The sequence below is a fragment of the Paenibacillus tundrae genome, from assembly GCF_036884255.1.
GTDB lineage: Bacteria > Bacillota > Bacilli > Paenibacillales > Paenibacillaceae > Paenibacillus.
Genome location: NZ_CP145605.1, coordinates 2,621,327 through 2,635,627 on the forward strand (window position 1 = coordinate 2,621,327; position 14,301 = coordinate 2,635,627).

Consider the following 14,301-nt stretch of genomic DNA (forward strand, 5'->3'; position numbering starts at 1 on the left):
TACAGAAATAGAGAGGTGACTGTTTGAAGGTATTTAGGAAGCAAGTTCGGAAAATAACTATAGACGGTGTTTTATACTTATATGTAGTCGATGAACAAGATTATAATATCGTTTTGCGCATCTATTCGAATCAATTTAAATCCACATTTGCTGAATATTTCATTCGTTGGGGAGATCGCTGGGATATTGGTGTTTACGAGCCAAAGTTGATTGCAAGACTAATCGATTATGCAGAATCAATCGGCTGGGAGAGTAATACAAGAAATAATAAAATAAAAATTGAGAACGCTTCAATACTTATAAGAGAAATGCTGAAAGAAAATTTATAATCTTTAAGGGAAATTAACAAGGAGCAAACCAATGAAAATGATCACTCTGGAAGAGGCAAAAAGCTTAGGTGTAGAAACAGCATACCACCTTATGGATAATGGAGAAAAGCGATTTAGATTAATCAATAATGATGGCAGCTCATATATCCGCACCGAAGGTTCCGAGAATGGCTCATGGCAGAACAGTCACTATCACCAAGCATTAAAAGAATTATATGTTGTACAACAAGGTTGGATTGCTTATGCAGAACTTGATGAACAGAATCGATATTCTTTGAGAATCTTAGAGAAAGACGACAGCGTCATGGTTCCTCCATTAAGACCGCATAACATCTACATGTCAGCGTTAGCCGTTACACATGTTATTAAATTTGGTGGAGATTGTGAGATTAAGCCAGATTGGTTTGCTTCACCTCAATTGGATCTTCTGACCAAGCATATTTCCGTGATAGACTTACTTACAAGTAAAGGATGATAAGAGAAATGGAAAAAGGAAAAATTATATTTTTGAATGGTGTAACCAGCTCAGGCAAAACATCCATCGTAGAAGCAATGCAATCATACACTGAGCCGTTTTTTTATGTTGTAGCTAATGATCTTTTTGAAAATACGATTGGGGATAAGCATCTCCAAACAGACTACTGGAAGTACTTAAGTGAAGCGATTATTATGATGTATCACACAGCAAAACTATTTTCAGATCATGGAAAGCACGTATTAATTGACGGAATACTGGTTGAAAGACCAGAGTTACAACCGCATTATGAACAAGTCCAAGAGATTTTTGCAGGGTATCCTCTGGATATCGTTGAGGTGCATTGTCCATTAGATCTATGTCGTAAGCGAAATGTCGAGCGTGGTGATCGTGGTGAAGAGCAATCAGATGAGCAACACAAATTAATGGCTAAAAACATTCATTATAGCTATTCCATAGATACAAGCTTGAACACGCCAGAAGAGTGTGCTGACAAGATTATCAAGCATTATTTCCACAGTTAAGTTATTATTCGAAAGATTTCGAGGAAATCTATGTGAATGAAGAGAAATAAAAGGAGCGAAGCATATGATAGATATCTCTCATATTGCATTAACAGATCCAATTAGAATAATTATTGGTGCTTCTTCACAAAGTTATGAAGGGTGGATACAAACTCAAGAGAATGAATTGAATTTGCTGCGATTGGAAGATTGGGTGCAAAGTTTCAAAGATCGAAGAATCGAAGCCATCTTATCAGAGCACGTCTGGGAGCACATGACTTACGAAGAGGGAGTTCAAGCCGCTAAGATCTGCTATAAGTATCTACATACGAAAGGGTATATTCGCTGCGCGGTTCCGGATGGTTATTTTGCAAATGAAGATTATCAGAATCTAGTTAAGATTGGCGGCCCAGGACCTCTCGATCATCCAGCGGCAAGTCATAAGATCGTACATAATTATAGGACAATCACCCAGATGTTTGAGGAAGCCGGCTTTGATGTTGAGTTATTGGAATACTGGAACGAAGATGGACGTTTTTATTTTCAAGATTGGAATCCTGAGAAGGGATTTATCTATAGGTCTAAGCGATACGATCATCGAAATCAGGATGGCAATTTAGGTTTTACCTCTCTAATTGTAGATGCAATTAAGAAATAGTTACTTTAAAGCTTGCCGTCTCCAGAGGGGTTATGGTTGTACCATCCTGTGATACATACCGTTCTTCATAGTAGTCATTTCAGGAAACCTCCCACTATCATAAATCTCCGTAATCTTCTTTACATTCATAGAATTCCTTAACTTTGATATTTCGTTATTTTTCAGATTTTAATTATAATTATGATTAAACCATAAAATGGATTTTTAACACTGTTTAAAATTGAGACGCTATCACGAATAAACATAGTAATAACGATGTTCTTGGGAGGGTTGAAATGAACAGCCTATTTGAACAAGTTCATGCTAATGAGATTGTGGAGCGTCTCAACCAATTACATCCGGATGCGCAGGCCCGATGGGGTAAGATGAATGTTTCACAAATGCTGGCTCACTGCTCAGGTTTTCAGGAGATCGCAATGGGGAACTCTACATCTGCAAGAAGCTGGCTAGGACTAGTCATCGGTAAACTAGTGAAACCCGTATTTTACAACGATAAGCCACTGCCGCAAAATATGTCCACGATCCCTGAGATTATGATTGTAGATGAGAGGGAGTTTGAATTAGAAAAGAAAATGTTAATCCAGAAGATAACTACGTTCCAACATGATGGGCCTGAGAAATGTACAAGAAAACCGCATCCTTTCTTTGGCAAGCTATCTCCTGAAGAATGGGGTAAGGGGCTCTATAAACATCTAGACCATCATTTAAAGCAATTTGGCGTGTAGGTAAACGAAAGAAGGGGCTATGTGATGGCGAATGAGATCCTGTTACGTAAATTTCCAAATGTTAAACTAACTGAACTTACAGGCGGGTACACCAATAAGACATTATTACTAGATGGTTCTGATCCACTTATGGTTGCGAAAATTTTTCATAAAAATAATAAGGATGCTAGGAATGAAATAAGTATTCTACATCTCTTGAACGGTTCAGATGTATCTCCCGGCATCCATGATTATTTTGAGGACGACACCTCGCTGTACATTATCATGGACTACATACAGGGGGGCAATGGGCAGCGATTTCTAGATTCAAATGACATGGATACTGCTAGAGAAATTTACAGGTTGCTGGGCATTCAGTTATCATCCGAAATTCATTAGATACAGTGGAAAGATCATGCATCATGGGATATATGAGCTGAAGACAAGGGCTTTTTAATGGTAGATCAATAGTGGACATTAAAAAATAACATGAAAGGGGAACTTCTATGACGGTATTTGGACTTATACGACATGGTGTAACGGATTGGAACTATGAATTTAGAGCGCAGGGACATATGGATATACCTTTAAACGACGAGGGAAGAAGACAAGCGGAATTACTTGCTAGACGAATGGAGAACGAAAAATGGGATGTTATATATTCAAGTGATTTATCTAGAGCACTCGAAACGGCAGAAATGGTAGGCAAACTGAAGAACATTGAAGTGAGAATCGACTTACGTTTGAGAGAAATGAATGGCGGACTTATTGAAGGCACAACCGAACAAGAGCGAGTTAATCGGTGGGGATATAGCTGGTCGAAGCTAGACTTAGGTATAGAGCCACAGGCTGATGTTATTGCAAGAGGAGTAGACTGCCTCGCGGATCTAGCTGAGAGACATCGTAATCAAAAAATACTGATCGTAAGTCATGGTGCAATACTTGGGTTGACCTTGAAAAAACTCATTCGGCATGTGGATACGGCAGAAAATCTTCATAACACATCGGTAAGCATAATAAATAAAGAGCAAGTGAGATGGAATTGTGAACGTTATAACTGTATATCTCATTTAGACGGTGCTTAACATTCATATGTATAGGGAGAGACGATGAATAAAACTCAGGTAAAGGCTTATTACAGCCTATTTGGTGATTATTTTGATCCGGATGAAGTGACCTCGAAACTTGAAATTACCCCAACCAGCGTTACCAGAAAAGGGGATATCATTAATGTGAAACATAGTCATCAAGAAACATCCTGGACAGTAGGTACTGAATATGAAGAGTCTCTCGATGTAAATGACCAGTTGATCAAAGTTATGAATGTATTAAAAGAGAAAACAGACGAAATCAATACAATCCAGGCACAAAATCAATTGAAGTCTAAATTTTATATTGTTATCGTGATGGAAGAGGGTTACACACCTGCTCTATACTTTGACTCTAATTTTATTAAGTTCGCTGATTCAATTCATGCTGAAATTGATGTCGATCTGTATGCAAATCCATACTCAGCGGATACAGTCTGAACGAAGGTGAAAGAGGAGATGAGTTAATAAACTTTGGGTCAAGACAGGATATTAATCTTAATCGAATGGGTTTTCCATCAGATATTACAGAAGAAGTAGGTGTTACGTTGATAGGGAAGACGTTATATAAAGGTTAGTTACATATTATTTTTTTACTGAGAGGATGAAGTTATATGAGTAAATTGCCTTTATTTGTTGTTACAGGTGCCAGCGGAACAGGTAAAACTACGATTTGTGCACTGGTGCGTGAGAGCCTTCCTGAATTTGATGTATTTGATATGGACATTATCGATAATGTCGACTGGCAAATTGCAAAAGCAAATTGGCTCAGAATTGCTTATAGTATTTCATTAAGTGGTCGCGGCACTGTGCTCTGTGGAACGATGGTTCCAGAAAACATTGAATCTGCTGACCACAAGGATAAGTTTGAGACAATTCACTACATTAACTTACATTGCGAAGACGAAACACGTGCAGCAAGATTGTTAGCGCGAGGCTGGGGGAATGAAGCTGTCCAAGAACATAAGAATTTTGCCAATTGGTTGGTGCAGAATGCAAGTATAGCTTTTACCCCTCCAATGCCAACAATCAACACAAGTGAACTTACACCTGAAGAAGCAGCAAAAGAGATTAAAGATTGGGTTTTAAGTAACTGGTGATTATGAAAATCCATCATTCCTTGAAAGTGAGTTGAGTAGCTATGGCTTCCTCTGGCATTGGACTTGATCTAGAACGTATCATTTTCATTGGAAGAACTTTTGAGGAATATAGGGATATATTTAATCTGTCCAACGAGGATATTCTCAATAACAAAATACTAGATTGCCCTGCTGGCGCTTGTTCCTTTACCTCTATAGCGAATCGGTTAGGAGGAAATGTGACAGCTGCTGATATTGCATATTCTCATCCGGTTCAGCAGCTTAAGAACAAAGGGCTGTTAGATATAGAACATGGCATTGAGAATATTGGAAAGGTTAAACAAAATTATGTTTGGAATTATTTCAAAACAGTTGATGAGCTGAGATCAAGTCGGATGAGAGCTTTGACAGACTGCACTGATGATATGTGTGTAAATTCTAACCGTTATCTTGCAGCAACTTTGCCGCAACTACCATTTCAGGATAATCAGTTTGATATCACGTTGTCGGCGCATTTCTTGTTTATGTATTCAGATCGACTAGACCTGAGCTTTCACCAAGCGACCACACGAGAACTTATGAGAGTAACGCGCAAAGAAATTCGAGTGTTTCCTATTGTGGATTTAGCAAGTGAAAGATCAGCACATTTGGATCCTATTATCAACTTGATCGAAGGTGCCGGATGGCATTACGAAATCCAGAATACAGGTTATGAGTTTCAGCGAAATGTGAATCAACTGTTGCGGATATACAATAAGGATAACAGCATTTAAATAGAGAACTTTAGTATAGTTCCACATGTTTGGAGTGTATACGATGTTAATGTCCTATCAACTAGAACGAGCAAAAGTACGGATGAAATCGAAAGAAATAACCGTCGTTGTATTACAGCAAAAAGATATAAATGTTGAAATAAGAGAAGAGCTAGGTCGAATATTGCTAATGGATGCTGCTGACTGCCAAGAGATGTTTCTCTTATCAAGTCTTTTTAGGCATAGTATGCAAACTCATGATGTTATATTTTTAGAACGTGATAAGGATTCGAATATGGATTTATTTATTTTCAACGGAGCTATCCACCCACTCACAATGAAGGATCTAAGAAAAATCAAGGCTTCTACTCGATTCACCAAAGCAGAGGTATACCGCCTAACTCTAGAAAATAGTCATGATGATTCAATGTGGGACACGTGGGAGCATTGGAAGTACGAAGAACAATTGAGGATTAAGACTGATCAAGATATCGGAGTCATCAATGCATCGCAACTGGGATTGGAACTTTTGTTTCATCAATGCGCCTATCTTGCGAGTTCATTTACGGGACATTCTCATATGGATTGGAATTCCACCCAATCCTCCATTGAATTAATCATTCGAAATATAGCTCGAAATGATTAATAGCGACGCTAGGTTGGATTGAACGCATAGAATCTGCAGGCAACACCATGATGTGTATCCGTTGCTTAAGGGGAGATAAACATTGGAACGAGAAACGGCAGTCGAAGTTATTAATCAATATTTCAGATCATGGGTTGAGAAGGATTTTAATCTCTTTGTCGGAAGCATTCATGAAGAAGCAATTGTAAGGGAGTGCACGGGAGAAGTAATTCAAGGTCGAGATGAACTGAATCGATGGTTTAAACAGTGGAACGGTAGCGACAATGAGGTTATGTATTGGGATATTCATAATATCGGCTTCGATTACGAGCAGATGACAGCTTTTGTTGAATGGAAGTTCAAATGCAAGTATAAGGGCACAACGTATGAATGGGATGGCACTAGTATAGTTTACTTTGAGAACTCATTAATTATAGAACTGAATGAATATGAGATGAAGAAAGATAAATCTTATCCATACAAACAAGATAGCGTTGCTATCTAGTAATCTGAGTTCTACTGAATTGTTTTGGAAATAAGCTCTCCGCCCTTAAAGCGTATGGGATTGTGAACTAGGGTTTTTAATAGATTGGACTGAACAATATAGTTTCATCAAAAGGAGGTCATCTATTGTCTTATTCAATAAATGAAATGACCGTAGGATTTGCTGAAGAGATACTGCATTGGAAATATGAACAACCGTATGATTTCTATGATAATGAACTTTCATTAGAGGCATTGGATGAATTAATAAATAGCTCCTATTACGTTCTTTTAGATATTCATGATGAACTGATTGGGTTTATGTGTATGGGGAGTTCAGCTCAGGTTCCGAATGAAACTTATGTTTATGGTGAAAATTACATCGATCTTGGAATAGGCATGAATCCAGAATTAACTGGAAAAGGGCAGGGAACTTTATTTTTCTCAAGTGTATTGAGTTTCATCGTGGATACATTTGAACATAGTGCTTACCGCTTAACAGTCGCAGCATTTAACCAAAGAGCAATTCATCTTTACCAGAAATTCGGATTTATTACTGTGGATCGATTTAGTAAAGGAGATTATGAGTTCATTGTCATGATCAAGTGAATAAAGACATTTAGTGCGTAATGAATAATTAAACGCAAGTTGAGTTGTTTTGAGAGAAGCAAGCACATGCCTTAGTGGAAAATCGAAAAGGAGCTTGATTTGAGATGACCAATGAACAGCTAATGCTTCTGCTAAATAATTACGATGTGGATCGGCCAGAACTGACGTTTCTAAGACATAACGAAAATAGGACTTACCGGGTTCAGGACAGCGCTGGCAAACAGTACCTACTTCGTATTCATGATCCCTTTGTGCAGGAGATGAAGGGATTACAGCACACTGAAGCAGGTGTTTTGGCAGAACTGGATATGTTGGAGCGATGGGGTCAATGGTACAAGGATGAAGTGCAGAAGCCAGTGCGGAACCAAAGCGGCCAACTTGTCACGACTTTTGAAGGAGATGGATACAAACTGAATGCATCGCTTCTTACTTGGATGGAAGGTCGTGATCTGACTAAGGAAGATACACAAAATGCAGCAGTTATCAAGAAACTGGGCACGCATATGTCAGAGCTGCATGCCTTTTTTAATCAGTACATTCCAGTCGGTATGGAAGCACGACCGAGCCAGGGGAAAGCCTACAACGAACGAATGGCACAGGTAATCTATTCAGGTGTTCCTCAAGGTCTTTTTACATCTGCGGATGCGGTAATTATTGATAATACGTTACGATTGATAAACTCTCGTTTGTCGGATGAAGGTGGGAATGAAGGGCCAGATCTTATTCACGGCGATGTAGGCTTGGGGAATGCGATTTGGACAGCGAATGGCGACTTACGGTTTATCGACTTCGGGTTCTATGGAAAGGGATACGCCCAAACAGATGTGGCAATGGGGGCTTTGATGCTACCTTCAGATCGCCGTGATGCTTTTCTTGAGGCGTATTATGGTGGAAAGGGTTGCTCAGAGAATGAGTTGTTGCAGTTGGAAGGTTTTATGCTCGCAGCGATCATCGGGTTCTATGTTTTTCAGTTTGGGAACGAGAAAATGCATGATTGGATGCGTGAGCGAATGCCGATATTATGTGCCGAACGCTGCAAACCTTTTTTACGAGGAGAACGGATTTTATATCAATAATGGATTTTCTAAAATACTTATTAAACAAGAGGGACAAATCGTAGGCAGTTACTGGATTTATGACGAATTGTATCGTACAGATCGTGGATATGAAGTGCATGTACTTTTTTCTGGTGTAGGAGATCCCGAATGCATTATTCGTTGTGAGGATATTATTATAGCAGAAGAGTGAACAACATTTTAATGATAAATTTTACATAAGCATGATCCAGATTTCATTAAATTCTACACCACCTTGGATATACTTAGTTTGCTTGAATATAGCGAATGAAAAGGACTAGGTGGTAGAAAAAATGTTGAAAAAACGTGACTTACACGAATGCCATTCACTTTATAGCTTGATGACAGATCCTATGGTGTTTCCTTACGTTCGTTATGCATGTCAGACCTATGAAGAATACTTGTTTGTAACGAAACAGTTGATTGCTGAAGAAGAACAAAATACATCTATTTCGAGAACCATTCTGAATGAAACGGGATCTCCTATTGGTACGATTGATCTATATCATATTGTGAATAAAACGGGCTTCTTGGCCACATGGATTGGTAGTCCGTATTTTGGAAAAGGGTATAACCAAAGAGCGAAAGAATCTTTTTTGGTTGAACTGTTTCTTGAACATCATATTGAGACGGTATTTATCAAGATTCGTGAGCAAAATATTCGTTCGAGAAAGGCAATAGAGAAATTACCTTACGTGAAGCTAGCGAATGAATTATATCCTGCTGTCTATCAAACGATTAATCGAACGGAGAAGATCTATGATCTATACCGTGTCGAGCGTGTAGATTTTATAGGAAACAGTAAGGAGATCCAGCACGAGATCGCTACGTAACAGCAATTTCAAAAACGCATAAGTAGCGAATAGAGCGGATCATAATAAAGTACCAAGGAGCGTCGTCAGAGTTGACGGCGTTATTTGCTTTTTCAACAAAATGGACGGTAATTCTATTAATATATGTGCTATAGGAAAAATTAGGTTTATAATAACATAAATATAAAAATCAATATGAAACTGGAATGTATGAGAGCCCTATTAATGGCAAGGAGGGTTAGTCTTGACGGATCATGAAGAGGTGCTTGCGGGTGGTAACGTGAACGAAGTGATCAAAATTGGGGACACCGTTCGCCGTAACTCACAAAATGCATACGTGAATGCATTACTGGTGCATCTTGAAAAGGTTGGGTTGCCTACTGTACCTAGATATCTAGGTGTAGATGTACTGGGAAGAGAAATCTTTTCTTATCTTGAGGGAGTAGTTCCCGGTAACCAGTATCCTGAGATGGAAAGGTATATGTGGTCAGACGAAGTTCTAATACAACAAGCGAAGCTTCTGAGGAGCTACCATGATGCAACTGTCGGATTTACAACATCACTGAAGTCTCAGAATGATTATCCTGATTCAAGCCAACATGAGGTTGTCTGCCATAACGACGCTACACCCTACAATATGGTGTTTCAAGACAAGCTTCCTGTGGGAATCATTGATTTTGATATGGCGGGCAAAGGGCCGCGGATATGGGACATCGTTTATACACTCTACACTTCTGTTCCACTTGCTGGGTTCTCGCCAGGTGAGGCTGATTGCATTGTGGTTCCCTATGACCCAGAAGAGCATGCCCTTATGCGGAAAAGAAGAATTATGTTATTTTTTGATACCTATGGTATAGATATACCAACAGACCTTAAACAGTGGGTTATACGGCGCATCCACACAATGTGTAATACACTAATTTCTCGCGCAGCATCCGGAGATCCAGCTTTTGTTAAACTCATTGAAGAAGGCCATCTAGCTCATTATGAGGAAGAAATACGATTTCTTGAAAAGCATTTTGATGACTGGAGCTAAATTAACAATTCATCAATCGTACAGGACAATTCATATCAGACTAACTCCTCTACAATCTTGTTTGTATTATGAGAATAATGAATGATGAATAAATACACAAGTGAAAGATAACTCCGGTAAAATAAGTAAGGAGTGAGAACAATGTACAATAAAAAATCTACAATGACATGGATCTGGATTATTGTATTAGCTGTAGAGTTGTTGTTGATGTCTGGATTGACTCAGCGAGTTCATTCGATGGAAGAGTTTATATTTCATATTACTTTAATTGTGGTGACTTTAGTGGTAGGTAGCGTAATTGTGTTGTCAACAGGAAAGAAATCATGAAGGTCTTTTAAACAACTATAATGATACAACTGCTATTTAAAATGAAGGAGCTAATCGTATGAATCCAATCTTAATGGAGTTCCCAGACCAATTTACTACCGAACGATTGTTGATTAGATGCCCTCTACCTGGGGATGGAAAGGTTGTCTATGAATCGATCATTTCGTCCATTCAGGAGTTGAGAGAATGGCTCCCTTTTGCTCATAAGGAGCAACGAGAAGAAGTGGTGGAAGCAAATCTGAGAGAAGCTCGGTTAAACTATTTGAAGAGGGAAGACCTTAGATTGCTTATTTTTCATAGGGAGACTAATGAATTTATCGGATCATCTGGGTTGCATCATCCAAATTGGGATGTTCCCAAATTCGAAATAGGTTATTGGATCGATAGTCGTCACAGTGGGAAAGGTTACATGACTGAGGCGGTAGAAGGCATTACAGAATTTGCATTCAATGAATTGAAGGCGAGAAGAGTACTTATACGCTGTGACACATTGAATAACAAGAGTAGAGCGATCCCAGAGAGGTTAGGCTTCACATTAGAAGGTATATTGCGAAATGATGATACAAGTGTAGATGGAAGTACTCTTCGAGATACATGCATATTTGCCAAAGTGAAATGAAGAGACTGGAAGTGGAAGATGATTCAGTTTACTCATCAATTTGCTTGGATGCTAGGGAGGAATGACTTATGCAATATAGAGGATGGTCTGGAGATATTCATGAATACGCTTTATCAAGTGAATACACTATTCAATTAGCGGATCCTGAAGAGTGGGGCAAGTTTTGCTCCGTTTATTATAACATTCGTTATATCGGTTTCTTTAGGGAAGAGGGCTTTAACTCTTCTCAACGAAATACGTACTGGATCTATCGAGGAGAGTCAAGAGTAGGTGGAGTACGAATAGAGCCTAATGTTATATATCATTTATTCTACATCCCTCCATTTCTCGATTCATTTAAAGTATTGAGTCTTCTTAAACAACTATTAATGAGTTGGTCTGACCGAACTAAACCTATTAAAACCTATGAAATTCTTTCGGATCAGGTTGATTTATACGCTAGAGCTGGGTTTTGGCCAGATGAATTCAGGTGTCGATGGATGCAGCGTCCCACGGAACAGTTCAACATCGTATGGGATCATAATTTTAGTATTGAAAGCCCACTGATTATTGACAATCAGCAGGGAGCTAAGAAATTTAGTAAAGAAGACGAAATTGCAAATTGTGATTTTAATAGCTTTGTAGGGAGCCTAGAGGCAGTAAGGAGAAAGAAGTTCTTGCTTGAAGATTTTGTCCCTCATGAAGATCCTAATTATACAAATGAGATATTAAATCAGGCGTCTACCCTTGTGTATGATCAAGAAACGGGTCAGCTTATTGCGAATTGTCGGCTTTGTTTGCAAGATAATCAAGCGGCTGTTTACAGTGTAGGCGTCATTCCTGCTTACCGAGGAAGAGGGATTGCTACACGTATGTTGCAACGAGCCTTGACGGTCATTAAAGATCATTATCCAGTACTGAGATTGTATGTGATGGAGGGTAATGATGCGGAGTCTTTGTACTACAATCTCGGCTTTGTTCAAGGCGAGTTGGAGGTACAAACGATGTACATACCTGCGATTGAATCATAGGTACATAATGATGCTGTCTACGAACATGAGGAGGAACGAAATGAACAGTAGATTGATTCTCATTGATGGGATGCCTTGTTCGGGTAAATCCACAACAGGACTTGCTATACAAGAGCAATTGAATGAGCTAAATATCTCCAATGTATTCTACCATGAATTAGATGATCACCACCCACTTCGCATTTACGACCGACAATTCACTTCATTTTCTATTGTAGAGGAGGCAGAATGGTTTATTGCAAAAGTGGAGCAGTTGTTTACTGACTTTGTCAATAATCCAATTCATCGTAATCAGATTACAATTGTGGAGAGCAGCACTTTTCAAAATACAATTGGCTTCGCATATAACATGCAAATGAGCGAAGATCGAATAATGGATCTGACCCGGAGGATTCAAAATATACTTAGCGCTCTTAACCCTGAACTTATCTATGTATATCAAGATAATGTAGAGCAACATTGGAGATGGATATGCGATGTTCGTGGACCTGAGTTTACGCAAGGTCGTTGCGGGCTCTATTCCGATGATGACTTTGTTGAAGCAGGGAAGTTTTGGACGAAAAATCAAGATTTCGTTTGTAATATCGTTCAGCATTGGGATATTCCCAAACTCATCATACAGAACAAAGGATATAAGTGGGATGAATACAAGCTCAACATATTTGAATTTCTAAAGTTAGCAGATTCTAAATAACAGTCGAGTCGATAATACAATTTCAGTAGGAGCATAGCCAATGAATTTAAAAGAAAAGTTAATCTTGATTAAGAAAAATGATTACGAAGCACCTCCAGATGCCTTCCTATTGGTACAAGAAATGATCAATTAACCAGCTTAGAAAGTGGTATAGCCAGCAGAGCTGAGCAAGTAAAGGAGAACCAGGTTGAAGAAATACATTGAAATTGGTGTAGGCAATACATGGTTTATTCGAACTGAATTGGAGCATGAAGATGGAACAGAAACGGAAATTAAGGGAATCTATTCGCCTTTCCAGCTGAAATCAATATATTTCCGAGTATGGTTCGGTAAACGAGTGTTCATCATGGATACGAGAGAAGGCATGAAGTTAGCAAAGAAAGATAAGAAGAAATACAAGCTCATTCTTGGGTTTTACGGCATATAGATCACGAATTGGAAAGGGGAAAAGATGATGAGAGCCATTAAACAATCGCTGCGGATCTGTATGGCACTTTTTCTCGCCATCATCGTAATTTCTGGATGCCGAGCAATGGATGATAGTACCGGTTCAATTTCTAGCTGGGCGTATTCGTTTGTTGTGTGGAACAATCACACGTATAGCATTACCAATGAAACACTACTAAGAGAAGAGATCGATCATGACATAGGTCAAGTGAAACATTATTCTGACAAAGAAGGGTCATATAGAGATGGCTTCTCCAACAAATATCCAGTAGGCACGAAGTTATATAAGATCAAGGATGTAGAGACAACCGAATATATAGCTGTAGAAATACAAGAAGATCAATTCATCAAAGCTACCAATGAAAATTTATCCGGGGATAAGTAGCGCTTGGAAGGAGAAATGAATACATTCGAGGAGTGGAAGATGAAAAGAACAATCATTGGATTATTCAGTGTAATTATTGCGTCTAATGTCGTTTGGGGCTGGCTGTACTTAAATAAGGTGAATGAGCAACCCAACCATAGTTCAAGTAATATAGCAAACAAAGCTGTACAAATGTATGAATTGAATGGAACAGGAGATATGTGGGACGTTTCGGACTATAAAATTATTATCACACCGAATCAGATCCAACGAGGTCATGCAAGCTTAACGTTTAAAGGTGACCCAAGAAGTATCAGTGACAGCAACTACTATAAATTAGATATACAGGAGAAAGATCCTGAAGGTAATTATAGTAAGATGCTTTCGCATGTAGCCACCTCTCACGATGGTCCTATTACAATTCTCAATAATGATAATCTTAAGAATATAGGCTATGTAACTAGTGATTATGCGTATGATGAGCTGAAGAAGGATCGACAGAATTATGCGAGTACGTTTCTTAGGGTCACATGGAATGATAATGACGGAAAGCTACATTCTGAGGATATTTACCTTACGATAGAAAATGAAATCATGCTGGAGTAACCAGT

Annotated in this window: 24 protein-coding genes; all 24 read left to right on the forward strand. The window is 38.7% G+C overall.

All coding sequences use genetic code 11. The annotated features are described in order from the left end of the window. The first annotated feature begins 23 nt into the window (after nucleotides 1-23). Nucleotides 24-329, forward strand: coding sequence for a hypothetical protein (locus tag V6W81_RS11890; protein WP_338543346.1), 306 nt, complete (start codon nucleotides 24-26; stop codon nucleotides 327-329). A 31-nt stretch (nucleotides 330-360) separates the two neighbouring features. Further along, a complete protein-coding gene (locus tag V6W81_RS11895; RefSeq protein ID WP_338543347.1) occupies nucleotides 361-804 on the forward strand; it encodes a hypothetical protein in 444 nt (147 codons plus the stop codon). Nucleotides 805-812: 8 nt separating this feature from the next. Then, a complete protein-coding gene (locus V6W81_RS11900) occupies nucleotides 813-1,328 on the forward strand; it encodes a phosphotransferase-like protein (protein ID WP_338543348.1) in 516 nt (171 codons plus the stop codon). Between the two features lie 64 nt (nucleotides 1,329-1,392). Beyond that, nucleotides 1,393-1,965 (forward strand): class I SAM-dependent methyltransferase, encoded by a 573-nt coding sequence (locus V6W81_RS11905; RefSeq protein ID WP_338543349.1) that lies wholly within the window; start codon nucleotides 1,393-1,395, stop codon nucleotides 1,963-1,965. A 275-nt stretch (nucleotides 1,966-2,240) separates the two neighbouring features. Further along, nucleotides 2,241-2,690, forward strand: coding sequence for a DUF1569 domain-containing protein (locus V6W81_RS11910; RefSeq protein WP_338543350.1), 450 nt, complete (start codon nucleotides 2,241-2,243; stop codon nucleotides 2,688-2,690). Nucleotides 2,691-2,714: 24 nt separating this feature from the next. Further along, nucleotides 2,715-3,068 carry a phosphotransferase gene (locus V6W81_RS11915; RefSeq protein WP_338543351.1) on the forward strand — a complete coding sequence of 118 codons (354 nt, stop codon included), beginning with the start codon at nucleotides 2,715-2,717 and terminating at the stop codon, nucleotides 3,066-3,068. A 107-nt stretch (nucleotides 3,069-3,175) separates the two neighbouring features. Then, on the forward strand, nucleotides 3,176-3,754 hold the full coding sequence (locus tag V6W81_RS11920) for a histidine phosphatase family protein (RefSeq protein WP_338543352.1): 579 nt from the start codon (nucleotides 3,176-3,178) through the stop codon (nucleotides 3,752-3,754). Nucleotides 3,755-3,778: 24 nt separating this feature from the next. Continuing rightward, a complete protein-coding gene (locus V6W81_RS11925) occupies nucleotides 3,779-4,198 on the forward strand; it encodes a DUF4279 domain-containing protein (RefSeq protein ID WP_338543353.1) in 420 nt (139 codons plus the stop codon). A 173-nt stretch (nucleotides 4,199-4,371) separates the two neighbouring features. Then, on the forward strand, nucleotides 4,372-4,857 hold the full coding sequence (locus V6W81_RS11930; protein ID WP_338543354.1) for an AAA family ATPase: 486 nt from the start codon (nucleotides 4,372-4,374) through the stop codon (nucleotides 4,855-4,857). Nucleotides 4,858-5,075: 218 nt separating this feature from the next. Continuing rightward, nucleotides 5,076-5,609: an SAM-dependent methyltransferase gene (locus V6W81_RS11935; RefSeq protein WP_338543356.1), complete on the forward strand. Its 534-nt coding sequence runs from the start codon at nucleotides 5,076-5,078 to the stop codon at nucleotides 5,607-5,609. Between the two features lie 43 nt (nucleotides 5,610-5,652). Then, nucleotides 5,653-6,234 carry a hypothetical protein gene (locus V6W81_RS11940; protein ID WP_338543358.1) on the forward strand — a complete coding sequence of 194 codons (582 nt, stop codon included), beginning with the start codon at nucleotides 5,653-5,655 and terminating at the stop codon, nucleotides 6,232-6,234. An 82-nt stretch (nucleotides 6,235-6,316) separates the two neighbouring features. Then, the gene (locus tag V6W81_RS11945) at nucleotides 6,317-6,718 is read left to right on the forward strand and encodes a nuclear transport factor 2 family protein (protein ID WP_338543359.1); all 402 of its coding nucleotides are present in this window, start codon (nucleotides 6,317-6,319) and stop codon (nucleotides 6,716-6,718) included. Between the two features lie 125 nt (nucleotides 6,719-6,843). Then, on the forward strand, nucleotides 6,844-7,305 hold the full coding sequence (locus V6W81_RS11950; RefSeq protein ID WP_338543360.1) for a GNAT family N-acetyltransferase: 462 nt from the start codon (nucleotides 6,844-6,846) through the stop codon (nucleotides 7,303-7,305). A gap of 104 nt (nucleotides 7,306-7,409) precedes the next feature. After that, nucleotides 7,410-8,381 carry a phosphotransferase enzyme family protein gene (locus V6W81_RS11955; protein WP_145048214.1) on the forward strand — a complete coding sequence of 324 codons (972 nt, stop codon included), beginning with the start codon at nucleotides 7,410-7,412 and terminating at the stop codon, nucleotides 8,379-8,381. Further along, nucleotides 8,296-8,553, forward strand: a complete 258-nt coding sequence (locus V6W81_RS11960) for a DUF4085 family protein (protein ID WP_338543361.1) — start codon at nucleotides 8,296-8,298, stop codon at nucleotides 8,551-8,553. Before V6W81_RS11955 ends, V6W81_RS11960 begins: the two co-directional genes overlap by 86 nt. A 121-nt stretch (nucleotides 8,554-8,674) precedes the next feature. Beyond that, complete coding sequence (locus V6W81_RS11965; RefSeq protein WP_338543362.1) at nucleotides 8,675-9,214, forward strand: GNAT family N-acetyltransferase; 540 nt, start codon at nucleotides 8,675-8,677, stop codon at nucleotides 9,212-9,214. A gap of 223 nt (nucleotides 9,215-9,437) precedes the next feature. Next, nucleotides 9,438-10,229, forward strand: a complete 792-nt coding sequence (locus V6W81_RS11970; RefSeq protein ID WP_338543363.1) for an aminoglycoside phosphotransferase family protein — start codon at nucleotides 9,438-9,440, stop codon at nucleotides 10,227-10,229. Between the two features lie 141 nt (nucleotides 10,230-10,370). Beyond that, the gene (locus V6W81_RS11975; RefSeq protein WP_338543364.1) at nucleotides 10,371-10,556 is read left to right on the forward strand and encodes a hypothetical protein; all 186 of its coding nucleotides are present in this window, start codon (nucleotides 10,371-10,373) and stop codon (nucleotides 10,554-10,556) included. A 58-nt stretch (nucleotides 10,557-10,614) separates the two neighbouring features. After that, complete coding sequence (locus tag V6W81_RS11980) at nucleotides 10,615-11,175, forward strand: GNAT family N-acetyltransferase (protein WP_338543365.1); 561 nt, start codon at nucleotides 10,615-10,617, stop codon at nucleotides 11,173-11,175. 68 nt (nucleotides 11,176-11,243) lie between these two features. Further along, nucleotides 11,244-12,185 carry a GNAT family N-acetyltransferase gene (locus V6W81_RS11985; RefSeq protein WP_338543367.1) on the forward strand — a complete coding sequence of 314 codons (942 nt, stop codon included), beginning with the start codon at nucleotides 11,244-11,246 and terminating at the stop codon, nucleotides 12,183-12,185. A 40-nt stretch (nucleotides 12,186-12,225) separates the two neighbouring features. Next, entirely contained in the window at nucleotides 12,226-12,879 is a 654-nt protein-coding gene (locus V6W81_RS11990) for a hypothetical protein (protein ID WP_338543369.1), read from the forward strand. Nucleotides 12,880-13,066: 187 nt separating this feature from the next. Continuing rightward, nucleotides 13,067-13,306, forward strand: a complete 240-nt coding sequence (locus V6W81_RS11995) for a DUF3977 family protein (protein WP_145048233.1) — start codon at nucleotides 13,067-13,069, stop codon at nucleotides 13,304-13,306. A gap of 27 nt (nucleotides 13,307-13,333) precedes the next feature. After that, a complete protein-coding gene (locus tag V6W81_RS12000) occupies nucleotides 13,334-13,711 on the forward strand; it encodes a hypothetical protein (RefSeq protein WP_186380935.1) in 378 nt (125 codons plus the stop codon). 39 nt (nucleotides 13,712-13,750) lie between these two features. Further along, on the forward strand, nucleotides 13,751-14,296 hold the full coding sequence (locus V6W81_RS12005; RefSeq protein WP_338543372.1) for a hypothetical protein: 546 nt from the start codon (nucleotides 13,751-13,753) through the stop codon (nucleotides 14,294-14,296). The last annotated feature ends 5 nt before the right edge of the window (nucleotides 14,297-14,301 follow it).

Bases quoted from the DNA above. Each gene is read 5' to 3' on its own strand.
- V6W81_RS11895 (WP_338543347.1), top strand. From the start codon at position 361: ATGAAAATGATCACTCTGGAAGAGGCAAAAAGCTTAGGTGTAGAAACA.
- V6W81_RS11900 (WP_338543348.1), top strand. From the start codon at position 813: ATGGAAAAAGGAAAAATTATATTTTTGAATGGTGTAACCAGCTCAGGC.
- V6W81_RS11905 (WP_338543349.1), top strand. From the start codon at position 1,393: ATGATAGATATCTCTCATATTGCATTAACAGATCCAATTAGAATAATT.
- V6W81_RS11910 (WP_338543350.1), top strand. From the start codon at position 2,241: ATGAACAGCCTATTTGAACAAGTTCATGCTAATGAGATTGTGGAGCGT.
- V6W81_RS11915 (WP_338543351.1), top strand. From the start codon at position 2,715: ATGGCGAATGAGATCCTGTTACGTAAATTTCCAAATGTTAAACTAACT.
- V6W81_RS11920 (WP_338543352.1), top strand. From the start codon at position 3,176: ATGACGGTATTTGGACTTATACGACATGGTGTAACGGATTGGAACTAT.
- V6W81_RS11925 (WP_338543353.1), top strand. From the start codon at position 3,779: ATGAATAAAACTCAGGTAAAGGCTTATTACAGCCTATTTGGTGATTAT.
- V6W81_RS11930 (WP_338543354.1), top strand. From the start codon at position 4,372: ATGAGTAAATTGCCTTTATTTGTTGTTACAGGTGCCAGCGGAACAGGT.
- V6W81_RS11940 (WP_338543358.1), top strand. From the start codon at position 5,653: ATGTTAATGTCCTATCAACTAGAACGAGCAAAAGTACGGATGAAATCG.
- V6W81_RS11955 (WP_145048214.1), top strand. From the start codon at position 7,410: ATGACCAATGAACAGCTAATGCTTCTGCTAAATAATTACGATGTGGAT.
- V6W81_RS11960 (WP_338543361.1), top strand. From the start codon at position 8,296: ATGATTGGATGCGTGAGCGAATGCCGATATTATGTGCCGAACGCTGCA.
- V6W81_RS11965 (WP_338543362.1), top strand. From the start codon at position 8,675: ATGTTGAAAAAACGTGACTTACACGAATGCCATTCACTTTATAGCTTG.
- V6W81_RS11975 (WP_338543364.1), top strand. From the start codon at position 10,371: ATGTACAATAAAAAATCTACAATGACATGGATCTGGATTATTGTATTA.
- V6W81_RS11980 (WP_338543365.1), top strand. From the start codon at position 10,615: ATGAATCCAATCTTAATGGAGTTCCCAGACCAATTTACTACCGAACGA.
- V6W81_RS11985 (WP_338543367.1), top strand. From the start codon at position 11,244: ATGCAATATAGAGGATGGTCTGGAGATATTCATGAATACGCTTTATCA.
- V6W81_RS11990 (WP_338543369.1), top strand. From the start codon at position 12,226: ATGAACAGTAGATTGATTCTCATTGATGGGATGCCTTGTTCGGGTAAA.
- V6W81_RS12000 (WP_186380935.1), top strand. From the start codon at position 13,334: ATGAGAGCCATTAAACAATCGCTGCGGATCTGTATGGCACTTTTTCTC.
- V6W81_RS12005 (WP_338543372.1), top strand. From the start codon at position 13,751: ATGAAAAGAACAATCATTGGATTATTCAGTGTAATTATTGCGTCTAAT.